The sequence below is a fragment of the Actinomadura physcomitrii genome, assembly GCF_008923205.2.
Classification (GTDB): Bacteria; Actinomycetota; Actinomycetes; order Streptosporangiales; family Streptosporangiaceae; genus Spirillospora; species Spirillospora physcomitrii.
Genome location: NZ_WBMS02000043.1, coordinates 23,715 through 42,376, shown reverse-complemented (window position 1 = coordinate 42,376; position 18,662 = coordinate 23,715). Strand labels below are relative to the sequence as shown.

19 protein-coding genes and 1 pseudogene are annotated in these 18,662 nt (G+C 74.5%); 14 read left to right on the top strand and 6 right to left on the bottom strand.

Annotated features, from left to right (window positions below; translation table 11 throughout):
• The first annotated feature begins 6 nt into the window (after nucleotides 1-6).
• From F8568_RS37330 to F8568_RS47230, 4 genes are read left to right on the top strand one after another with little or no spacing between them, the layout of a single operon-like run.
• Nucleotides 7-633, top strand: a complete 627-nt coding sequence (locus F8568_RS37330) for a TetR/AcrR family transcriptional regulator (RefSeq protein WP_202125782.1) — start codon at nucleotides 7-9, stop codon at nucleotides 631-633.
• Complete coding sequence (locus F8568_RS37325; protein WP_151598339.1) at nucleotides 630-1,190, top strand: carboxymuconolactone decarboxylase family protein; 561 nt, start codon at nucleotides 630-632, stop codon at nucleotides 1,188-1,190. The genes F8568_RS37330 and F8568_RS37325 overlap by 4 nt, the downstream gene beginning before the upstream one ends.
• Nucleotides 1,166-1,309 (top strand): hypothetical protein, encoded by a 144-nt coding sequence (locus F8568_RS37320; RefSeq protein WP_160573902.1) that lies wholly within the window; start codon nucleotides 1,166-1,168, stop codon nucleotides 1,307-1,309. The genes F8568_RS37325 and F8568_RS37320 overlap by 25 nt, the downstream gene beginning before the upstream one ends.
• 32 nt (nucleotides 1,310-1,341) lie before the next feature.
• A complete protein-coding gene (locus tag F8568_RS47230) occupies nucleotides 1,342-1,509 on the top strand; it encodes a hypothetical protein (protein WP_202125781.1) in 168 nt (55 codons plus the stop codon).
• 23 nt (nucleotides 1,510-1,532) lie between these two features.
• Here F8568_RS47230 and F8568_RS37315 read toward each other — a convergent pair whose 3' ends face one another.
• Complete coding sequence (locus F8568_RS37315) at nucleotides 1,533-2,138, bottom strand: TetR/AcrR family transcriptional regulator (RefSeq protein ID WP_151598338.1); 606 nt, start codon at nucleotides 2,136-2,138, stop codon at nucleotides 1,533-1,535.
• A 109-nt stretch (nucleotides 2,139-2,247) separates the two neighbouring features.
• Here F8568_RS37315 and F8568_RS37310 point away from each other — a divergent pair, with 109 nt between their 5' ends.
• From F8568_RS37310 to F8568_RS37275, 8 genes and pseudogenes are all read left to right on the top strand, one after another.
• Nucleotides 2,248-3,141, top strand: a complete 894-nt coding sequence (locus F8568_RS37310; protein ID WP_151598337.1) for a Vgb family protein — start codon at nucleotides 2,248-2,250, stop codon at nucleotides 3,139-3,141.
• Nucleotides 3,142-3,211: 70 nt separating this feature from the next.
• The gene (locus F8568_RS37305) at nucleotides 3,212-4,627 is read left to right on the top strand and encodes an MFS transporter (RefSeq protein WP_236009875.1); all 1,416 of its coding nucleotides are present in this window, start codon (nucleotides 3,212-3,214) and stop codon (nucleotides 4,625-4,627) included.
• Between the two features lie 43 nt (nucleotides 4,628-4,670).
• A pseudogene (locus F8568_RS37300) lies at nucleotides 4,671-5,207 on the top strand (RNA ligase family protein); the annotation flags it as partial.
• A 2-nt stretch (nucleotides 5,208-5,209) separates the two neighbouring features.
• The gene (locus F8568_RS37295; RefSeq protein ID WP_407924506.1) at nucleotides 5,210-5,563 is read left to right on the top strand and encodes an AAA family ATPase; all 354 of its coding nucleotides are present in this window, start codon (nucleotides 5,210-5,212) and stop codon (nucleotides 5,561-5,563) included.
• A gap of 140 nt (nucleotides 5,564-5,703) precedes the next feature.
• A complete protein-coding gene (locus tag F8568_RS37290) occupies nucleotides 5,704-6,192 on the top strand; it encodes a phage holin family protein (protein WP_151598336.1) in 489 nt (162 codons plus the stop codon).
• Nucleotides 6,189-6,611 (top strand): DUF3618 domain-containing protein, encoded by a 423-nt coding sequence (locus tag F8568_RS37285; protein WP_151598335.1) that lies wholly within the window; start codon nucleotides 6,189-6,191, stop codon nucleotides 6,609-6,611. The genes F8568_RS37290 and F8568_RS37285 overlap by 4 nt, the downstream gene beginning before the upstream one ends.
• A 15-nt stretch (nucleotides 6,612-6,626) precedes the next feature.
• Nucleotides 6,627-7,646, top strand: coding sequence for a YihY/virulence factor BrkB family protein (locus F8568_RS37280; protein ID WP_151598334.1), 1,020 nt, complete (start codon nucleotides 6,627-6,629; stop codon nucleotides 7,644-7,646).
• Between the two features lie 98 nt (nucleotides 7,647-7,744).
• Complete coding sequence (locus F8568_RS37275; protein ID WP_151598333.1) at nucleotides 7,745-8,347, top strand: GNAT family N-acetyltransferase; 603 nt, start codon at nucleotides 7,745-7,747, stop codon at nucleotides 8,345-8,347.
• On the opposite strand, the gene F8568_RS37270 is transcribed toward F8568_RS37275, so the two are convergent.
• On the bottom strand, nucleotides 8,266-9,027 hold the full coding sequence (locus F8568_RS37270) for a WYL domain-containing protein (protein WP_160573901.1): 762 nt from the start codon (nucleotides 9,025-9,027) through the stop codon (nucleotides 8,266-8,268). The genes F8568_RS37275 and F8568_RS37270 overlap by 82 nt on opposite strands.
• A gap of 292 nt (nucleotides 9,028-9,319) precedes the next feature.
• On the opposite strand from F8568_RS37270, the gene F8568_RS37265 reads away from it, so the two are divergent.
• Nucleotides 9,320-10,378, top strand: a complete 1,059-nt coding sequence (locus F8568_RS37265) for an alpha/beta hydrolase (protein ID WP_151598331.1) — start codon at nucleotides 9,320-9,322, stop codon at nucleotides 10,376-10,378.
• Nucleotides 10,379-10,482: 104 nt separating this feature from the next.
• Here F8568_RS37265 and F8568_RS37260 read toward each other — a convergent pair whose 3' ends face one another.
• Complete coding sequence (locus F8568_RS37260) at nucleotides 10,483-12,363, bottom strand: glycoside hydrolase family 3 protein (RefSeq protein ID WP_151598330.1); 1,881 nt, start codon at nucleotides 12,361-12,363, stop codon at nucleotides 10,483-10,485.
• 152 nt (nucleotides 12,364-12,515) lie between these two features.
• Nucleotides 12,516-13,700 (bottom strand): AI-2E family transporter, encoded by a 1,185-nt coding sequence (locus tag F8568_RS37255; protein ID WP_151598329.1) that lies wholly within the window; start codon nucleotides 13,698-13,700, stop codon nucleotides 12,516-12,518.
• Nucleotides 13,701-13,886: 186 nt separating this feature from the next.
• Between F8568_RS37255 and F8568_RS37250 the strand changes: the two genes are divergently transcribed.
• Complete coding sequence (locus F8568_RS37250) at nucleotides 13,887-14,714, top strand: alpha/beta fold hydrolase (RefSeq protein WP_151598328.1); 828 nt, start codon at nucleotides 13,887-13,889, stop codon at nucleotides 14,712-14,714.
• A gap of 50 nt (nucleotides 14,715-14,764) precedes the next feature.
• On the opposite strand, the gene F8568_RS37245 is transcribed toward F8568_RS37250, so the two are convergent.
• Together F8568_RS37245 and F8568_RS37240 are read right to left on the bottom strand one after the other, a co-directional pair.
• A complete protein-coding gene (locus F8568_RS37245; RefSeq protein ID WP_202125780.1) occupies nucleotides 14,765-16,765 on the bottom strand; it encodes a beta-galactosidase in 2,001 nt (666 codons plus the stop codon).
• Between the two features lie 38 nt (nucleotides 16,766-16,803).
• Nucleotides 16,804-18,621 carry an exo-alpha-sialidase gene (locus F8568_RS37240; protein ID WP_202125779.1) on the bottom strand — a complete coding sequence of 606 codons (1,818 nt, stop codon included), beginning with the start codon at nucleotides 18,619-18,621 and terminating at the stop codon, nucleotides 16,804-16,806.
• Between the last annotated feature and the right edge of the window lie 41 nt (nucleotides 18,622-18,662).

Below are 18,662 nucleotides of genomic sequence, written 5' to 3'. Positions count from 1 at the left end.
TCCAAGATGGCATGGAGGCGGGAGCGGATGCCCGACGTCAAGCACTTCGACCCCGACGCGGTGCTGGAGCAGGTGGTGCGCCTGTTCTGGCGGCGCGGCGCCGCCGCCACCGGCATCGCCGAGGTGGTGGCGGAGACGGGGATCAGCCGGTCCAGCCTGTACGCGACGTTCGGCGGCAAGCGCGAGCTGTACCTGGCGGCGCTGCGCGGCTACGTCGAGCGCCATTCGCGGCCGGTGTTCGACCGCCTGGCGGCCGACGGCCGGGGCCTGCCCGCGATCGCCGGCTTCTTCGCCGGGCTGATCGCCGCCCGCTGCTCCGGCGAGCACGCACGCTGGGGATGCATGGTGTCCAACGCCCACGCGAGCCTGGACGGCGCCGCCGACGACGACGTCCGGCGGATCCTGGACGCCCACCACGACGGGTTGCGCGCGGCGATGCGCGCGGCCCTGCGGGACGCCGGCAGGCGGGGGCAGCTGCGTCCCGGCCTGGACGCCGACGGCACCGCGCAGACCCTGGCGCTGCTGGCCTACGGCGTGAACCTGCGCTCGCGGGCGGGCGCGCCCGCCGCCGAGCTGACCGCGTCCGTGGACGCCGCGCTCGCCTCCCTGACCCCCGATGAGGAGAACCGATGACCGAGTTCGCCGTGTACGACGAGACCGACGCCCCCGAGGCCGCGCGCCCCCACCTGGAGGCCGCCAAGAAGCGGATGGGGTTCGTCACCACCCTCAACGGGGTGATGGCCGAGTCGCCCGAGCTGCTGGCCGGGTACAACGCGCTGTCGGAGCTGTTCGGCAGGTCGTCGCTGCCGAGGAACGCCAAGCACGTCGTGTGGATCACCGCGAGCGTGCTGAACGGCTGCGCGTACTGCGTGGCGGCCCACTCCACGCTCGCGCTGCGCTCGCGCGTCCCGGCCGAGGCCGTCGAGGCGCTGCGCGGCGGGCGCGCGCTGGACGACCCCGCGCTGGAGGCGGTCCGCGTGTTCACCACCGCGATGGTCGAGCGGCGCGGCTGGGTGGACGACGCGCAGGTCGAGGCGTTCCTCGCGGCCGGGTACACCCGCCGCCACGTCCTGGACATCGTCCTCGGGATCGGCATGAAGACGCTGTCGAACTACACCAACCACATCGCGCACACCCCGCTCGACCCCGCCTGGAAGGACCAGGAATGGACGGCGCCCGCGCCCGCGTGACACCGCGCCGCACCGGACGCGCCGGCGGGCTCGGTGCAGGGGCGTGCCAGGCGGTACAGGTGGCCGCGTTCGCCGTCGTCGAGCCGCAGGGCGCGGGCGGCGGCCCCGTCCGTCCCTGACCCCGCCCCGCCGTCGACAAGGACAGAGCGTCATGCCGTTGACCGTCGTCGCCGAATGCCTCGCCTCGCCCGGCCGGGAGGACCGGCTCCGCACCGCCTTGGAGGCGTTGATCGAGCCGTCGCTGGACGAGCACTTCGCCACGCCGCACTTCCGGCACGCCGAGCCGATGACGATCCGGCGGCTCGTCCCGGCTCCGTGACGTGCGCCCGCGGTCCGCGCCGGTCAGGTCGTCAGGAGACCGGCGCGGGCCGCGGCGCAGGCCGCGGCCGCCGCCCGCGCGGCCGCGGCCTGGTCGAGCGGCTCGCCGCTGACGAACAGCCGGTAGTACAGCGGGGCGACGGCGAGCCGGACGACCTCGGCGGGGTCGGTGCCGGCGGGGGCCTCGCCGCGTGCGACGGCGCGCACGACGATGGCGGCGGACTGCTCGTGGCGCCGCGCGAAGAACGCGTGCAGGGCGCGCGCGGCGGCGGGGCTCTGCGCCGCGGCCTGGACGAACGCGCGGGCCACGGGCCCGGTCTCCGGGTCGGCGAATCCGGTCAGGACGAGCCCGGCGAGCGCGTGCAGGTCGCCGTCGAGGGTGCCGGTGTCGGGGACCGGCCACGGCTCGCCGGCGGCCAGGTCGAGGGCGTCGGCGATGAGCCCGTCGGTTCCGCTCCACCGCCGGTAGAGGGTGGTCTTGTGCACGCCGGACCGGGCGGCGACGCCGTCCACGGTGAAGCCCGCGTAGCCGCGCTCGGCCAGTTCGGCGAGGGTGGCGGCGCGGACGGCGGCGCGGATGCGCGCGGTGCGGCCGCCGGGGCGGACCGTCCCGGGCCCGGCGGCGGTCATGGACGCGCCCCGCGCTGCCCGGCGATCCGCACGGACCGATCGTAACGCAACTCCGGTTGCGTTAGTCTCGCCCTCGCGCGGAAACAAGTCGGACGAGGGGGGACTGTTCATGCCGCAGGGTTCGCATGCCACGATCAGGGAGTTCACCGTCACCGACCCCGAAGCGGGTCCTTACGGGATAACCGCGGGCCCGGACGGTGCCTTGTGGTTCACACTGGTGCACGAAGGACGGATCGGGCGGATGGCCCCCGGCGGCACGGCGGACTTCCATCCCGCCGACCCCGTCGAAGCAGGCCCGATGAACATCACCGCCGGCCCCGACGGCGCGCTGTGGTTCACCGGGCTGCGCGGCGACCGCGTCGGCCGGATCGACACCGCCGGACAGGTGACGCAGTTCGAGGTCCCCGCCGGCGGCCCCGGCGGCATCGCCGCCGGACCGGACGGCGCGCTGTGGTTCACCCTCATGCGCACCGACCGCGTCGGCCGCATCACCACCGGCGGGCAGGTCACCGAGTTCCCGCTGCCGACGTCGGGCGCCATGCCGTCCATGATCACCGCCGGGCCGGACGGGGCGCTGTGGTTCACCCTCAACCAGGGAAACGCGATCGGGCGGATCGCGCCCGGCGGCGACGTCGCCGTGCACGCCCTGCCGACCGAGGGCGCCGCGCCGGTCGGGATCACCGCCGGGCCGGACGGCGCGCTGTGGTTCGCCGCGATCGGCACCGGGCACATCGGCCGGATCACCACCGACGGGAAGGTCACCGAGTTCCCGCTGCCGGACCCGGCCGCGCGCCCGCACGCGATCGTCACCGGCCCGGACGAGGCGCTGTGGTTCACCGAGTGGGGCACCGCGCACGTCGGCCGCATCACCTGCGGGGGACGCATCGACGAGCATCCGCTGCCGAGGCCCGGCTGCGAGCCGCACGGCATCGCGCTCGGCCCCGACGGCGCCCTGTGGGCCGCCCTGGAGACCGGCGCGCTCGCCCGGATCGTGCCCGGCTGAAAGACTCCGCGCGGCAGGGCCCGGGAAAGGTTCCAGCGCGGGCGAAACGTTCGCGGGTCACCGTGGACGCATGAGATCGCCGACCGACACCACCGCCCAGACCTCCGGCGAGGGCTCCGCGACCGCCGGGCCGGTCCCGCGCCGCGGCGCGATGCTCGCGATCCTGTGCGCCGGGATGTTCCTGGTGCTGCTGGACGTGACGATCGTCAACGTCGCCCTGCCCGGCATCGGCCGCGCGCTCGGCACCGGGCTGCCCGGCCTGCAGGGCGTCGTCGACGGGTACGCGGTCGCCATCGCCGGGCTGCTGCTCGGCGGCGGCGCGCTCGGCGACCGGATCGGGCACCGCCGGATGCTGCTGATCGGCCTCGGCCTGTTCGGGCTCGCGTCGCTGGCCTGCGGCTGCGCGCACGGCCCCGGGCCGCTGATCGCGGCGCGGGTCGTCCAGGGCGCCGGGGCGGCGCTGCTGCTGCCCGGCAGCCTCGCGCTGATCATCGCGGCCTATCCGGGCCGCGCGGAGCAGGCCCGCGCGCTCGGGGTGTGGGCGGGCATCTCCTCCACGGCGCTGCCCGCCGGGCCGCTGCTGGGCGGCGCCCTGGTCGACTCCGCCGGCTGGCGGTGGATCTTCCTGCTGAACGTGCCGATCGTCGCCGCCGCGATCGCGGGGGTCCTCGCCGTCGTCCGCGCGCCGCACCGCGCACGCCCGGACGGGGCTCGCCGGCCCCTGGACCGGGCCGGGATGGCGCTGGCGCCGCTGACCCTCGGCGGTCTGGTGTGGACGGTCATCGCCGCGGGCCACGGGCACCGCGCCGAGGCGGCCGTCACGGCCGCCGTCACGGCCGCCGCGGCGGCGGCGTTCCTATGGGCCGAGCGCCGCGCGGCGGCGCCGATGATGCCGGGCGGGCTGATGCGCGCCCCCGCGTTCCTCGGCGCCAACGGGATCGCGCTGGCCATGAACCTGGTCACCAACGGCGTGCTTTTCGTCGCGACGCTGAAGCTGCAGCAGGCCGAGCACCACTCGGCGTTCACCGCCGGGGTGCTGCTGCTGCCGATGGCGGTTCCGCTGGCGCTGCTGGCGCCGGTCAGCGGCCGGCTCACCGCCCGGTTCGGCACCCGGCTCCCGCTCGGCGCGGGCACCGCGCTGGCCGCCGCCGGATGCCTCAGCCTGCTGCGGGTCGGCGCCGGCGGCTCCTACCCGCTGCTGCTGCCGGCGCTGCTGGCCATCGGGATCGGCGACGGACTGATCGTGACGGCGGTGGTCGCGGCGGCGATGCGCGCCGTCCCGCCCGCGCACGCCGGGCTGGCCGGCGGGTTCAACAACACCGCCCGGCAGGCCGGCACGGCCCTGGGCGTCGCGGTGTACGGGGCGGTCGCCGGACCTGCGGCGGACGCGGCGCACTTCACCGCGGGCCTGCACGCGCTGGCGTGGGCGAGCGCAGGGCTGTGGCTGGCCGCGTTCGCGCTCACCCGCATCGTCCCGAACCGGTGAAATCCGGTTGGCACGGCCGCGCCGGTTCGTGAGAACGGTCGGCATGCTCCGCAAATACCCCCGCACCCGGCACATCGAGGGCTCCCGGCTGCAGCCGGGAGACCACGACCTGGCCGCGCGGCCGTTCTCGGCGATCGCCGGACGGTACCTGGTGGTGGAGGAGAAGCTGGACGGCGCCAACTGCGGCATCAGCTTCTCCTCCGGCGGGGACCTGCGGCTGCAGAGCCGCGGCCACTACCTGACCGGCGGGCCCCGCGAGAAGCGGTTCGGGCCGCTGAAGGCGTGGGCGGCGTCCGTCCAGCACGTCCTGCGGGAACGGCTCGGCGACCGGTACGTGATGTACGGCGAGTGGCTGTACGCCAAGCACACCGTCTTCTACGACGCGCTCCCCCACTACTTCTGCGAGTTCGACGTCCTCGACCAGCGCGACGGGACGTTCCTGTCGACCGCGCGGCGCCGCGAGCTGCTGGCGGGGACGCCGGTGGTGTCGGTGCCCGTCCTGCACGAGGGGACGCTGCCGGACCTGGCGGCGCTGACCGCGTTCGCCGGCCCGTCCACCTGCCGCACCCCGGTCTGGCGGGGGTGAGCCTGGACCGGCTGCGCGCCGAGATGGGCGTCTCCCCCGCCGGCGACCAGCACGCGGTCGCCGCCGCCGCGCCCGAACTGGCCCGCGGGCATCTGCGCGCCGGGCGCTCGTTCGTGTGGAACGCCACGAACGTGTCGCGCATGCAGCGCGAGCAGTGCACCGGCCTCATCGCCGGCTACCGGGGCCGGGTGGAGCTGGTGGCGCTGGAGGCGCCGCCCGCCGTGCTGCGCGACCGCAACCGCGGCCGGGCCGCTCCCGTGCCCGACGCGGTGATCGACCGGCTCGTCCGCCGCTGGCAGACGCCCGACCCGACCGAGGGCCACCGCGTCGACTGGGTGAGCACGGCCTGACCGGCAGACCGGCGTCCAGGTCACGGCGGTGCCTGCCGCAGCCGGCGCCTGCGGCGCCGCGTCCCACGTTTAGGTCGCCACCAGGGGGAACGGGTCAGCCAGGCTTCGGAGACGACGGCACGCGGAGGGAGCCTGAGGCCATGAGCACCCTGCGGACACACGACGGCCAGAGCGCCGCCGAGACCACCGAGGCGTCCCGGCGGGACGCCGGACGCGCCCCCGCGGTCCTCGACGGGCACAGGAGCGAGGCCGGGACGGGCGAGCTCGTCCGGCAGGCGACGCAGCAGGTCTCGGAGCTGATGCGCGCGGAGCTGCGGCTCGCCGTGGCGGAACTGAAGGACAAGGGCCGGCATGCCGGCACCGGCGCCGGCATGTTCGGCGGCGCGGCGCTGATCGGCCTGTACGGGGCGGCGGTGCTGCTGGCCGCCGCGGTCGCCGCGATCGCGCTGGTGCTGCCGGTGTGGGCGGCGGCCCTCATCATCGGCGGCTTCCTGGTGATGGTCGCGGGCGTGCTGGGGCTGCTCGGCAGGGCGCAGACCAAGCGGGCGACGCCCGCCAAGCCCGAGCGGGCGATGGACGAGGCGCGCATGACCGTCCACGACCTGAAGGAGAGGGCGACGCACCGATGACCGCCCAGAGCAAGAGCAGGCACGGCGCCGACGCCGGCACCGAGGAGTTGCGCCAGGAGGTCGACCGGGCCCGCCAGGAGCTCGGGGAGACCGTCGAGGCGCTGGCGGCCAGGGCCGACGTCAAGGCGATGGCCCGCGACAAGGCCGACCAGGCCAAGGAGATGGCCCGCGAGCGCGCGCGGCGCGCCCGGCGGGCCGTCACCTCCCGCCAGGCCCGCACAAGGGCCGCCCAGGGAGGCGCCGCCGTCGCCACGGCCGGCGCCGTCGCGGCGCTGGCGGTGTGGATGCGGCGCCGCCGCACCCCCCAGGCGCGGCTGCGCCGCACGATCCGCAACGCACCGGTGCGGCTGCGGGTGCGCCGCGCGCAGCGCGCTCCGATCCGGGTGCGCCGGACCGGCCGGGGAACCCTGCACATCTGAGAGAGGACGACCGGCATGCGCAGGCCCTCCGCGCCCACCGATCTTCCCACCGCCTCCTGGGGGCGCGCCGCCAAGCGCGCCGCCGGCGAGTTCCAGCGCGACAACCTGTCGGACTGGGCCGCCGCCCTCACCTACTACGCCATCCTGTCGATCTTCCCGGCGATGCTCGTGGTGGTGTCGCTGATCGGGCTCGGCGGCAAGTCGGTCACCAGCGACCTCATCGACAACCTCAACGGGATCGCCCCCGGCGCGGTGAAGGACGTCCTGGTCAACGCGATCACCCAGCTGCAGAACAACCGCGCGGGCGCCGGCGTCGTCGCGGTCGTCGGCATCCTCGCCGCGATCTGGTCGGCGTCGGGGTACGTCGGCGCGTTCATGCGCGCGTCCAACGCGATCTACGACATCCCCGAGGGCCGGCCGATCTGGAAGGCGGTCCCGCTGCGCGTCGGCGTCACGGTCGTCACGCTGGTGCTGCTGTCGGCGTCGGTCATCGCGGTGATCGTCTCCGGGCCGCTCGCCCGCAGGGCCGGCGACCTGCTCGGGCTCGGCTCGACCGCCGTAGCCGCCTGGGACATCGTCAAATGGCCGGTGATGCTGATCATCGTCAGCTTCCTGTTCGCGCTGCTGTACTGGGCGGCGCCGAACGCCAAGCGCGGATTCCGGTGGGTCACCCCGGGCGGGGTGCTGGCCATCGTGATGTGGCTGGTGGCGTCGGGGGTGTTCGCCGCCTACGTGACGAACTTCTCCAATTACAACAAGACCTACGGCAGTCTCGCCGGCGTCATCATCTTCCTGGTATGGCTTTGGATCACGAATCTGGCGATCTTGCTGGGCGCGGAGATGAACGCGGAACTCGAACGCGGCCGCGCCATCGCCGCCGGCGGGCGGCGGGCCGGACGCGAACCCTATGTCGAATTCCGCGACACCCGCGGGTTCAGCGACGAAGAGAAACGCGAGACCGGCGTCGCGGGCGGCCGGGACGCGGGCGAGAACGCGGGCGGCGAGGGCGGCCGGGACGGCGCGACCCGCTCCTAGATTCCGGAAGGTGACGCCGATGCGGCCGGCGCGCGGCCTGGGGGTTACCGGGGAACCACGGGTCGCCGAACGGCGAGCCGGATGAATAGGATCGGCGCGTGCTGCGTCCCACCTTTCCCATCGAGACCGAACGGCTGACCCTGCGCCCGTTCCGGGAAGACGATCTGGAGAGCCTCTACGCCTACCAATCCCTTCCCGAGGTGGCGCGTTTCCTCTATTGGGAGCCGCGCGACCGGGAGGAATCGCGGTCGTTCCTGCGCGAGAAAATGGCGGCCGCGACGCTGGAGAAGGAAGGCGACTGGCTCGTGCTGGCGGTCGAGTGGCGCGAGACGGGCGATCTGGTCGGCGAGGTCAATCTGCAGTGGCGCAGCCGCGAGCACCGGCAGGGCGAGATCGGCTACATCCTCAATCCGGACTTCCACGGCAAGGGGTTCGCGACGGAGGCGGCCGAGGCGGTGCTGCGGCTGGGGTTCGAGGGCCTGGGGCTGCACCGGATGGTGGGCCGGCTGGACGGCCGCAACGTCGCGTCCGCGCGGGTGCTGGAGCGGCTCGGGATGCGGCGCGAGGCGCACCTGGTGCAGAACGAGATGGTCAAGGGCGAGTGGACCGACGAGGTCATCTACGCGATGCTGCGCGAGGAGTGGGACGCCCGCGCAGCGCACGCGCCCGGCGGTTCCGGCGACGGGCCCGCGCAGGACTGACCCGCACGGCCGACCTGCTCGTCCGGGCGGCGGGCGGGGTCGCGGACGTGCCCGCGCAGTTCGGCGGGCCGCCGGATCACGAACGGCCAGCCGAGCCCGGCGAGCATCCGCGCCATGCCGTCCAGGTGCTCGGCGCGGGTCGTCATCACCACGCCGCCGGTGGTCTCGGTGAGCGCGGCGACGGTCGCGGGGATCCTGCGGCGCGCCTGCTCGAGGCTGGTCTCCAGCAGCAGGTCGAGCATCGCCAGGACGCGGGTCGTCGGACGGGACCGGCCGGGGTCCGGTACCGGATGTGACACGGGCCACTCCCCCGATCCGGGCGGTTCGGCGGAGCTGGAGAAGACCGTCGCCGAGGAGGGCGGCGGCTGGACGATCCCGGTGCCGGCGTTCGACCCGGACGCCGACCCGGTCGGTCTGGAGGGGCTGGACGCGGAGCCGGTGGTGCTGGGGGGTTCGCGGCGGTGGGGGCGGCGGCGCGGTCCGCAGTTCCAGCCGCATTGGCTGGGGTCGTCGGAGGCGGCGTTGGCGCGGCCGCGGGACGACCGCTGGTCGAGGTGGCGCAGCGGGCCGCCGGCCAGCACGTCCAGGACGGCCGCGGCCGTGGCGAGGGCCGCGGCCGCCGCCAGTGCCCGGGGCGGCCGCCGGTCCGCGCGCCCGCCCCCCGGCCGATGCGTCCGCATCCCTCGATCCTGTCCGATGCGCGGGACCGGTCACGCCGAGACGTGACTCACATGCTCGCGCTCGCGGCGGCCGGGTCCGCGGCGTCCGCCGGGTGGGCGGGTTCCTCCGCCATCACCCCATCCGACCCGAGTGTCACCGGACGCTCACAGCACCCGCCGAATGACTCACTTATCTACAGTGATCCGGATTCTTCTTTATTACTCCCGCTTGTAGATCATTCGGCGGGTCGGCGGCACACTCGGCGGAAGTCGCGCGGCCACGGGGGTCGGGCCTGTTCCGCAAGGTGAGCATATGACACCCTCTGTCCGCCGTCCGGTACTCGCGGTCGTCCAGTGGCGGCGCTCGGTGACGGCCGGGGCCGCCGCCACCGTCCTGGTGGCGGGGATCGGCGCCGCCGGCGCCGGAGCGGCACAGGCGGACACCTCCCCGGCCAAGGCGGACGACGGGGCGCGGATCACCCAGGAGACCAAGGTCGCCGACCACGAGGTGGACGTCACCATCTCCTCCCCGGCGCTCGGCAAGTCGGTGAAGACCCGGATCCTGCTGCCCAAGGACTGGCAGCGCGGGGCGGCGCGCACGTGGCCGGTGCTGTACGCGCTCCACGGCGGCCAGGACAACTACACCTCCTGGACCAAGAACACCGACATCGAGGCCTGGGCGGCCAAGTACGACGTGCTGGTCGTCATGCCCGAGGGCGAGAACGGCTCGTACACCGACTGGTACAACTACGGCAAGGGCGGGACTCCCAAGTGGGAGACCTTCCACACCGCCGAGGTGCGCCAGCTGATGGAGCGCAACTACGGCGCGGGCGCGGTCCGCGCGGTGATCGGAAACTCCTCCGGCGGGCAGGGCGCGTTCGCCTACGCGGCCCGCCACCCGGGCCTGTTCAAGTACGCCGCGTCGCTGAGCGGCACGCTGTCGCTGCGGTCGGCGGGGATGCCGGCGATGCTGATGCTCACCAACGCCGGCAACGGGCAGGACCCGTTCGCGATCTGGGGCATCCCGTGGGCCGACGACGCCAACTGGGCGGCCCACGACCCCTACGCGCTGGCCGACAAGCTGCGCGGGACGCAGCTGTTCTTCTCCGCCGGGACGACCGGCAAGCCCGGCCCCGGCGACCCGGACGTGGCGCCGTGGGACATCGGCCTGCTGAGCGAGATCGCGGTCGGCGCGGACAACAAGGAGTTCAAGAAGCACCTGGACGAGCTGAAGGTGCCCTACACCGCCGACATCTACGGCGACGGCCGGCACAACTGGCCCGCGTGGATCCGCGAGGCCACCAAGATCTGGCCGACGATGATGAAGGCGATCGGCGCCAAGCAGGTGGCCGCCGCCGCGCGGCGCCGCTGACGCTCCGCCGCCTTTCCTCAACGCCCCTGCCCGGCCCGGTCCCGGGGACGGCCGCGGCTGTCGTCCCCGGGACCGGGCCGTCGCCGTCGGTATGAGCGGCGGGTTCAGCGGCTGTAGCTCAGGCCGTGGCCGAAGGGGTAGAGGGCGGTGCCGGGGTCGTCGCGGGTGGGGATGGCGACGGGCAGCCTGCCCCGCGGGTCGTTCTCGCCGAACAGGGTCTTGACGGCCGAGCGCTGCGCTTCTGCGGTGTAGGAGTAGGTGGCCAGGTAGGTGGCGGCCTCGGGGAAGTAGGCGATGTCGTAGGGGTCGCGGACGGCGATCACCACGACGGGCTTGCCGGTGGCGACCAGCGCCTTGACGAGGTTCGCCTGCCCGGGGCCCTGGTGGCCGGGTTCGGTGGCGACGTCCCAGGCGCGGTTGGTGACGGCGACGACGAGGTCCTGGCCGGAGGCGGCGGCGACGGCGTCGTCGATCTGCTGCTGGGTGGGGCTGAGGCCGGTGCTGCGGACGGTGGTGGCGGCGCCGTGTCCGGCGATGCCGGCGGCGAGCCCGGCGGTGCTGGAGGCGGTGGCCCATCCGGCGACCAGGACCTTGCGGGGGCCGGCCTTCAGCGGCAGCAGGCCGGCGTCGTTCTTGACCAGGGTGGTGGTGCGGTCGGCGGCGCGCTGCGCGGCGGCGAGGTGCGCGCGGGTGCCGACGGTGCCGCCGATGCGGGAGGGGTCGGCGTAGGGGTCGCGGAACAGGCCGCGCTTCTGCTTGAGGGCCAGCACCCGGTACACCGACGCGTCGAGGCGCCGCTCGCTGATCTCGCCGGTCTCGACGGCGTTGACGACGGCGGCGAGCTGGCGGGTGAACACGCCGTTGCCGGAGGCGTCGGCGGGCGGTTTGAGCAACATGTCCGCGCCCGCCTTGAGGGCGAGGACGGGGATGCGCTCGTCGCCGTACTTGTCGCGGACGCCCTGCATGTCCAGGGCGTCGGTGACGATGACGCCGTCGTAGTGCAGCCGGTTCCGCAGGATGCCGGTGAGGATCGGCTCGGACAGGGTGGCCGGGTCCCCGGACGGGTCGAGGGCGGGCACGATGATGTGCGCGGTCATGATCGAGTCGACGCCGGCGGCGATCGCGGCGCGGAACGGCGGCAGGTCGAGCCGCTCCCACTCGGCGCGGGTGTGGCCGATGCGCGGGACGCCGGTGTGGCTGTCGGTGGTGGTGTCGCCGTGCCCGGGGAAGTGCTTGGCGGTGGCGGTCACGCCCCCGGCCCGGTAGCCGCGGATCTGCGCGGTGACCATGGAGGACACCAGCGCGGGGTCGGAGCCGAAGGAGCGGACGCCGATGACGGGGTTGGCGGGATCGACGTTGACGTCGGCGTCGGGCGCGTAGTCCTGGTCGACGCCGATGGCGCGCAGCTCCTGCCCGGTGATGCGGGCGAGGGCGCGGGCGTCGCCGGCGGAGCGTCCGGCGGCCAGCGCCATGCCGCCGGGCGACTGGGTGGCGGGCGGCTGGATCCGCGCGACGATGCCGCCTTCCTGGTCGGTGGCGATCGTCTCGGGGACCTGGTGCGGCTGGGCCATCGCGGCGCGCTGGATGCCGTTGGACAGGCCGGCGACCTGGCGGGGGTCGGTGACGTTGTTCGCGTAGTAGATGAACCCGCCGGGGTGGTAGCGGGCGACGATCTGCGCGGCGTTGTCGACGCCGTACAGCTTGCGGTTGGCGGCGACGTCGGCGGGGTCCGCGGTGTCGGCGCTCTTGCCGTAGACCTGCAGGACGAACAGCTGGGCGGCCTTGTCCTGCAGGCTCATCGAGTGCAGCAGCCGCAGCAGCCGCGGGTCCTTGCCGGCGTGGCGTCCGGTGGTCTGGGCGCGGGCGGCCGGGGCGGTGAGCGCGGCGGCGGCGAGCGCGGCCGCGGCCAGTCCGGCGACGGCGCGGCGGGCGCGGGTCCGGTGGGCCGCATGCCTGGGAGGACGGTGCGTGCGGGGCAGGTGCATGACGGCTCCCTCCGCCCCCGAGCTGCCAATTGATCAAGGTTCTGTCGGCACGCTAACCCCGCGGGGCGGGCTCGTCCACGGCAAAGGCCGACGATGCGGGCCGGATTCGTCCCGCTGCCGGTAAAGCCGCCCGCGGACCGCCGGACCGGGGGTCATTTGCGGTGCCGGAGCCGGTCGAGCCACCGCGGGGGCGTCCGCCGCGGGCGCCGGGGCGGGGCCGTGCGGGTCAGCGTGTGCTCCTCCACCTCGTAGCGGCGGACGTAGGCGCCGGCGAACGCCTGCACGCTCGCGCCGAACGGCAGCGCCACCACCGCGCCGACCGGCCCGGCCACCGCGACCCCGGCCAGCACCAGCCCGAACGCGACCGCGGGGTGCATGTCCAGCGTCCGGGCGGTGATGCGGGGCTGCAGCAGGTAGTTCTCCACCTGCTGGTAGGCGATGATGAACAGCAGGATCCACAGCGCGGTCGACGGCGAGCGGGTCAGCGCGATCAGCACCGGCACCGCGCCCGCCAGGTAGGTGCCGACCGCCGGGATGAACTGGGAGACCACCCCCACCCACAGCGCCAGCGTCGCCGCGTACGGCACGCCGAGCGCGATCAGCGCGATGTAGTGCGCGACGGCGGAGATCAGCGCCAGCAGCGCGCGGGAGTAGATGTAGCCGCCGGTCTTGTCGATCGCGATCTCCCAGGCCCGCAGCACGGTCCGCTGGCGGTGCGGCGGCAGCAGCGAGCACACCGTGCGGCGCAGCTGGGGGCCCTGCGCCGACAGGTAGAAGGTGAACAGCAGCACCCCGAGGCCCTTGAAGACCACGCCGAAGGCGGTGGCGCCGATCCCCCACACGTTCCGCGCCAGGTCCGACAGGTGCCGCGACAGCGTGCCCGTCACCGTGGGGAGCCGCTGGAACAGGGTGTCGCGCGACAGGCGGGTGCCGAAGGTCGCGTTGATCCAGTCGATGACGTGCCGGACGTAGCCGGGGAACCCGTTGATCAGGTGGGTGGCCTGGGCGGCCAGCAGCGATCCGATGCCGCCGAGGAACCCGGCGAGCAGCACGCCGATCACCGCGAACATCAGCCCGGTGGCGGCGCCGCGCCGCCACCCGCGGGCGGCGAGCCGGTTCACCGCCGGTTCGATCGCGAACGCCAGGAACAGCGAGACCAGCACGAGCAGCAGCAGCCCGCGCAGCCGCTCCAGCAGCCACAGCAGCGCCATGAACGCCAGCACGACCGCGCCGGCGAGCACGAACGCGCGGGGCAGCCACGGCGGCATCCGCCGGGGGCCGGGCCGTCCCCCCGGGCCGTCCGGCGGCGCGGGCCTGTCGCCGGGCGTCTGCGGCATGGCCGCACGCTAGCCGCGCCCGCCGTGCGTTCCCGTCCGCACGCGCCCGCCTTTGCCGAGACTTCAGCCGCCGCCGGGCGCCGGTCGCGTCCGGTGCGTAAAGAAAGGTCGACCCGCGATCGGGGTAGCGGCGCGCGTGCGCGGGAACGCCCGGCGGAACGCACCGACACGTCTGGGGGTCATGGGATGGGGTTCGTCACGACGCGCGACGGCAACGAGATCTTCTTCAAGGACTGGGGGTCGGGCGCTGCGGTGGTGTTCGTGCACGGCTGGCCGCTGAACGCCGACGCGTGGGAGGACCAGCTGAAGGCGGTGGCCGACGCGGGCTACCGCGGCATCGCCCATGACCGGCGCGGGCACGGCCGCTCGTCGCATCCGTGGGAGGGCTACGACTTCGACACCTTCGCCGACGACCTCGCCGACCTGCTCGGCGCCCTGGACCTGCGGGACGTCACGCTGGTGGCGCATTCGATGGGCGGCGGGGAGCTGGCCCGCTACATCGGCCGGCACGGCACGGCGCGGGTCGCCAAGGTCGTGCTGCTGTCGGCGATCCCGCCGCTGATGCTGCGGACCGACGCCAATCCCGAGGGCGTCCCGGCGCAGGTGTTCGAGGACATCAAGGCCGGGATCCTGCGGGAGCGCTCGCAGTTCTGGCGGGAGATGTCGGAGAGCTTCTTCGGCGCCAACCGCCCGGACGCGCGGGCGACGCAGGGCAACCGGGACGCGTTCTGGTTCATGGCGATGCACGAGAGCGTCAAGGCGGGCGTGGACTGCACGACGGCGTTCGCCGAGACCGACTTCACCGACGACCTGAAGAAGATCGACGTCCCGACGCTGATCGTGCACGGCGACGACGACCAGATCGTCCCGATCGACGCGACCGCCCGCAAGTCGGCGCGGATCGTCCCGGACGCGACGCTGAAGGTCTACGAGGGCGCCTCGCACGGCCTGGCGATGGTGCCGGGCGACAAGGAGCGCTTCAACCAGGACCTGCTGGAGTTCCTGGCCGCCTGAGGCCCCGCATGCCCGCCGCCGCGCCCGGCGGGCATGCGCGCGGGCGGCGGTCAGGCCGGGCGCAACAGCGCCACGTCCCCGGCGGCCAGGCGCAGGGTGGTGAGCGGACCGGCGCCCGACAGCTCGTCGCGCATCGGTGCCGGGAGCTCGACGGCGGCCTCGGCCGGCCCGTGGTTCAGCACGATGTGCCGCAGGCCGTCGGCCGTCCGCCGGGCGCGGGCCTGGACGCCCTCGGGCAGCCCCGGCAGGACGGGCTCCACACCGGCCTCCCGGCGTATCCGGTCGAACAGGCGCCGCATCGTCGCCGGGTCGGGCCGGGTGGCGAGGTACCACGCGGTGCCCCGGCCGAAGCGGTGCCGGGTGACGGCCGGCCGGCCGGCGAGGGCGCCGCCGGTGAAGGACACGATCGTTTCGGCGCCTTCGGGGACGACCTCCTCCGCCCAGACGCTTCCCGAGCCCTCCGACAGCGCGACCGGTTCCCCGGCGGCGGGCGGCGCGAACTCCTCGACGCGCAGGCCGAGCGCCCGCCGGAACGGCGCCGGGTATCCGCCGAGGTGGACGCGGTCGCACGGGTCGACGATGCCGGAGAAGAACGACATGACCAGGGTGCCGCCGCCCTCGACGTAGCGCTCCAGGTTGCCGCCGGCGTCCGCGGAGGCCAGGTAGAGGTTCGGCACGACGACGAGCCGGTAGCCGGCCAGGTCCGCGTCGGGCGCGACGACGTCGCAGGCGACGCCGGCGTCGTACAGCGGCCGGTGGCAGGCCCAGGCGGCGTCGAGGAACCGCAGGTGCGAGCTGGGGTGCGCGTCGCCTTCCAGCGCCCACCAGCTCGGCCAGTCCAGCACCACCGCGACATCGGCGCCGGGCGCCCGCGCGCCGGCCAGTGCGCGCGCGGCGGCCAGCTCCCGGCCCAGCTCGCGCACCTCGGAGAAGATCCGGCTGGAGGGTCCGGCGTGCGGGACCATCGCGGAGTGGAACTTCTCAGCGCCGCCCCGCGACTGCCGCCACTGGAAGAACATCACCGCGTCGGCGCCGTGCGCGACCGCCTGCCAGCTCCACAGCCGCATCACGCCGGGCGGCTTGGCCGCGTTGCGGGGCCGCCAGTTGACCGCTCCCGGCGCCTGCTCCATCAGCAGCCACGGCTGCCCGCCGCGCAGCGACCGCATGACGTCGTAGGTGAAGGCGGCCTTGGCGGCGGCGCCGGTGTCGGCGGGGTCGGGGTAGGCGTCGTAGGCGACGGCGTCCACGTGCGGCGCCCACGTCCACAGGTCGACCGGGCGCAGCGACGGCGGGAAGTTGGTGGTCACCGGGACGTCCGGGGTGATGTCCTGCAGCACCGCCTTTTCGGCCAGGTAGCAGGCGAGCAGCTCGTCGGAGGTGAACCTGGCGTAGTCGAGGTCGTGGGCGGGGTTGGGGAACGGCGCCGGCGACCGCGGCGGCAGCACCTCGGAGAAGGAGCCGTAGCGCTGGGACCAGAAGCTCGTCGACCAGGCGTCGTTGAGGCCCTCGACGGAGCCGTACCGGTCTTCGAGCCAGCGCCGGAACGCCTGCGCGGACGCCTCGCAGTGGCAGGGGACGACGTTGCCGTACTCGTTGCCGACGTGCCAGATCGCCAGGGCCGGGTGGCCGGCGTAGCGCGCGGCGACCTGCTCGGCCAGGCGGACGGCGTGCTCGCGGTAGACGGGGCTGGACGGGCAGTAGTGCTGCCGGCCGCCGGGCGAGATCGTCCGGCCGTCCGCCCGGACGGTGAGGATCTCCGGGTGGCGGGCGGTCAGCCAGGGCGGCGGTGAGGCCGTCATGGTGGCCAGGCAGGCGGCGACGCCGCCGTCGGCGAGCCGGTCCATGACCTGGTCGAGCCAACCGAAGTCGTAGCGGCCGGGGCGCGGTTCGACCGACGCCCAGGAGAAGATGCCGACGCTGACCAGACAGACGCCGGCCTCCTTCATCAGCCGGACGTCCTCGTCCCAGACCTCCTGCGGCCACTGCTCGGGGTTGTAGTCGCCGCCGTAGGCGATGCCCAGGCGGTCTCGGAGACCGGCGATCCTGTCCACGCCGTGCCGCTCCCTGCTCCGGTCGGGGGCCGTGCCGTTCATCGCTGCGGGTCGATCCTGTCCAGCGGGAGCCACAGCCGCAGGCCGCCGCGCGCGGCGGCCAGGCCGGCGTCGGGAACCGCGCGGTCGTAGACGCGCACGTCGGAGATGGATCCGTGGAAGTGCTGGGCGCCGTCCAGGCGCTGGCCGACGTCGATGCCGTCGATGGTGAACTGCTTGCCCTCGGTCACCGATCCGCCGGGGGCGGCGACCGACGCGGCCTGCCCGTCGACGCTGAGGGTGAGCCGTCCGCCGGAGCGTCGCAGGACGACCTCGTGCCACTGGCCGTCGTTGTACGCCTGCGCCGTGTCGACCGCGACCTGGCCCAGGTCGGTCTGGATGAAGCCGCGGATGCGGTGGCTCGCCGGCTCGGCCCGCAGCCAGATCTCCGGGGCGCCGCTGCCGACCCGGTAGGCCCACAGGATCGTGCGGGTTCCGGTGGTGTCGCCGTAGCGGATCCGCGCCGCCCAGGTGAAGTCGCCGTCGCCGAGGTCCAGCGACCGGTTCCAGGGGACCTGCACGTGGTCGTCGACGCCGTCGAACTCGCTCGGGCTGCTCATCGCGCCGCGGACGTACCCGTCGTTGCGGTGGCCGGACCGGTCGGGGGTCGTCGGGCCCGGCTGCGGCGGCTTCGGCAGGCCCGGGGGCGTCCCGTTGGGCGTGTCCAGGTACGCCTGGTTGAACGCGGCGAAGCGGATCGACTCGTACGGGGAGGTCTGGCCCGCCTCGTACATCAGGCCGATGCGGCCGCCGCCGAGGTCGGTCATGTCGGAGTAGGCGGACGGCCCCCAGTAGACGACCTTGCCGGTCTGCTGCCAGTTGCGGCCCTGGTCGGAGGAGGAGCGGACCGCCATGACCTCGCGGGTGACGGGGTGGGCGGGGACCGACAGCAGCAGCTTGCGGCCGACCGCGAGCACCGAGCCCTCCACCCTGGGCGCGTCCAGCTTCGGCAGCGTGCGGAACGGCGCGTCGAAGGTGGCGCCGCCGTCGCTGCTGACGGCGGCGCTCCGGTTGCCCGGGTCGGTGCCGCTGTTGTCGCGCGCGTTGACGTAGATGCGGCCGTCGGGCAGTTCGGCGGCGGTCGACTCGTTGGGGGTGACGTCGTCGGTGGTGCGCGTGTCGTCCGCGCCGATCTTCCAGGTGGCGCCGCCGTCGTCGCTGTAGTCGAGGTGGACGCCCTGCGGCCCGCCCTCGGCCGCGCCGCCGCCGCCCTCGTGGTTGGCCGGGACGATGAGGCGTCCCGCGTGCGGACCGTGCCGCAACTGGATCGCGTGCCCCGGGCCGGTGGCGTACCAGGAGTTCCACTCCGGCTTGACGAGCTGGCCGGTGAGGTCGCGCGCGGCGGACCAGGTGGCGCCGTCGTCGTCGCTGTACTGCACGAACGGGTGCCGGATCGTGTCGTCGTCGCCGGGGTTCCAGGTCGTCATGAGCACGATGCGGCCGGTGCGCCGGTCCACGACCGGGGCGGGGTTGCCGCGGGTGTCGCCGTTGCCGGGCAGCACGACCTGCAGCGGCCCCCACGTGCGGCCGCCGTCGGCGGAGCGGCGCAGCACCAGGTCGATGTCGCCGGCGTCGCCGCAACTGTTCCTGCGCCCTTCGGCGAAGGCGAGCAGCGTGCCGTCGAGCGCCTTCACCACGGCGGGGATGCGGAAGCAGAAATAGCCCTCGGTGTGCTGGGCGAACAGGACCTGCTCGGAGAACTCCGGTGCCGGCGGTGACGCTTCGGCCGCCGCGCCGAAGGTGGTGCATGCCAGTGCGGTCGCGGCGGCCGCCGCGACCGCCGTCGTCCGGCGCAGGGAAACGCTGAAAAGAGCCACGGTGTCCTCTCGTTCAGGGGGTGGTGCCCGGCGCCGCCGCC

What these genes read in the sequence shown, in the direction of transcription:
- F8568_RS37330 (WP_202125782.1), top strand. Translation starts at nt 7, where the DNA reads ATGGCATGGAGGCGGGAGCGGATGCCCGACGTCAAGCACTTCGACCCC.
- F8568_RS37325 (WP_151598339.1), top strand. Translation starts at nt 630, where the DNA reads ATGACCGAGTTCGCCGTGTACGACGAGACCGACGCCCCCGAGGCCGCG.
- F8568_RS37320 (WP_160573902.1), top strand. Translation starts at nt 1,166, where the DNA reads ATGGACGGCGCCCGCGCCCGCGTGACACCGCGCCGCACCGGACGCGCC.
- F8568_RS47230 (WP_202125781.1), top strand. Translation starts at nt 1,342, where the DNA reads ATGCCGTTGACCGTCGTCGCCGAATGCCTCGCCTCGCCCGGCCGGGAG.
- F8568_RS37315 (WP_151598338.1), bottom strand. Translation starts at nt 2,138, where the DNA reads ATGACCGCCGCCGGGCCCGGGACGGTCCGCCCCGGCGGCCGCACCGCG.
- F8568_RS37310 (WP_151598337.1), top strand. Translation starts at nt 2,248, where the DNA reads ATGCCGCAGGGTTCGCATGCCACGATCAGGGAGTTCACCGTCACCGAC.
- F8568_RS37305 (WP_236009875.1), top strand. Translation starts at nt 3,212, where the DNA reads ATGAGATCGCCGACCGACACCACCGCCCAGACCTCCGGCGAGGGCTCC.
- F8568_RS37290 (WP_151598336.1), top strand. Translation starts at nt 5,704, where the DNA reads ATGAGCACCCTGCGGACACACGACGGCCAGAGCGCCGCCGAGACCACC.
- F8568_RS37285 (WP_151598335.1), top strand. Translation starts at nt 6,189, where the DNA reads ATGACCGCCCAGAGCAAGAGCAGGCACGGCGCCGACGCCGGCACCGAG.
- F8568_RS37280 (WP_151598334.1), top strand. Translation starts at nt 6,627, where the DNA reads ATGCGCAGGCCCTCCGCGCCCACCGATCTTCCCACCGCCTCCTGGGGG.
- F8568_RS37270 (WP_160573901.1), bottom strand. Translation starts at nt 9,027, where the DNA reads ATGCGGACGCATCGGCCGGGGGGCGGGCGCGCGGACCGGCGGCCGCCC.
- F8568_RS37265 (WP_151598331.1), top strand. Translation starts at nt 9,320, where the DNA reads ATGACACCCTCTGTCCGCCGTCCGGTACTCGCGGTCGTCCAGTGGCGG.
- F8568_RS37260 (WP_151598330.1), bottom strand. Translation starts at nt 12,363, where the DNA reads ATGCACCTGCCCCGCACGCACCGTCCTCCCAGGCATGCGGCCCACCGG.
- F8568_RS37255 (WP_151598329.1), bottom strand. Translation starts at nt 13,700, where the DNA reads ATGCCGCAGACGCCCGGCGACAGGCCCGCGCCGCCGGACGGCCCGGGG.
- F8568_RS37250 (WP_151598328.1), top strand. Translation starts at nt 13,887, where the DNA reads ATGGGGTTCGTCACGACGCGCGACGGCAACGAGATCTTCTTCAAGGAC.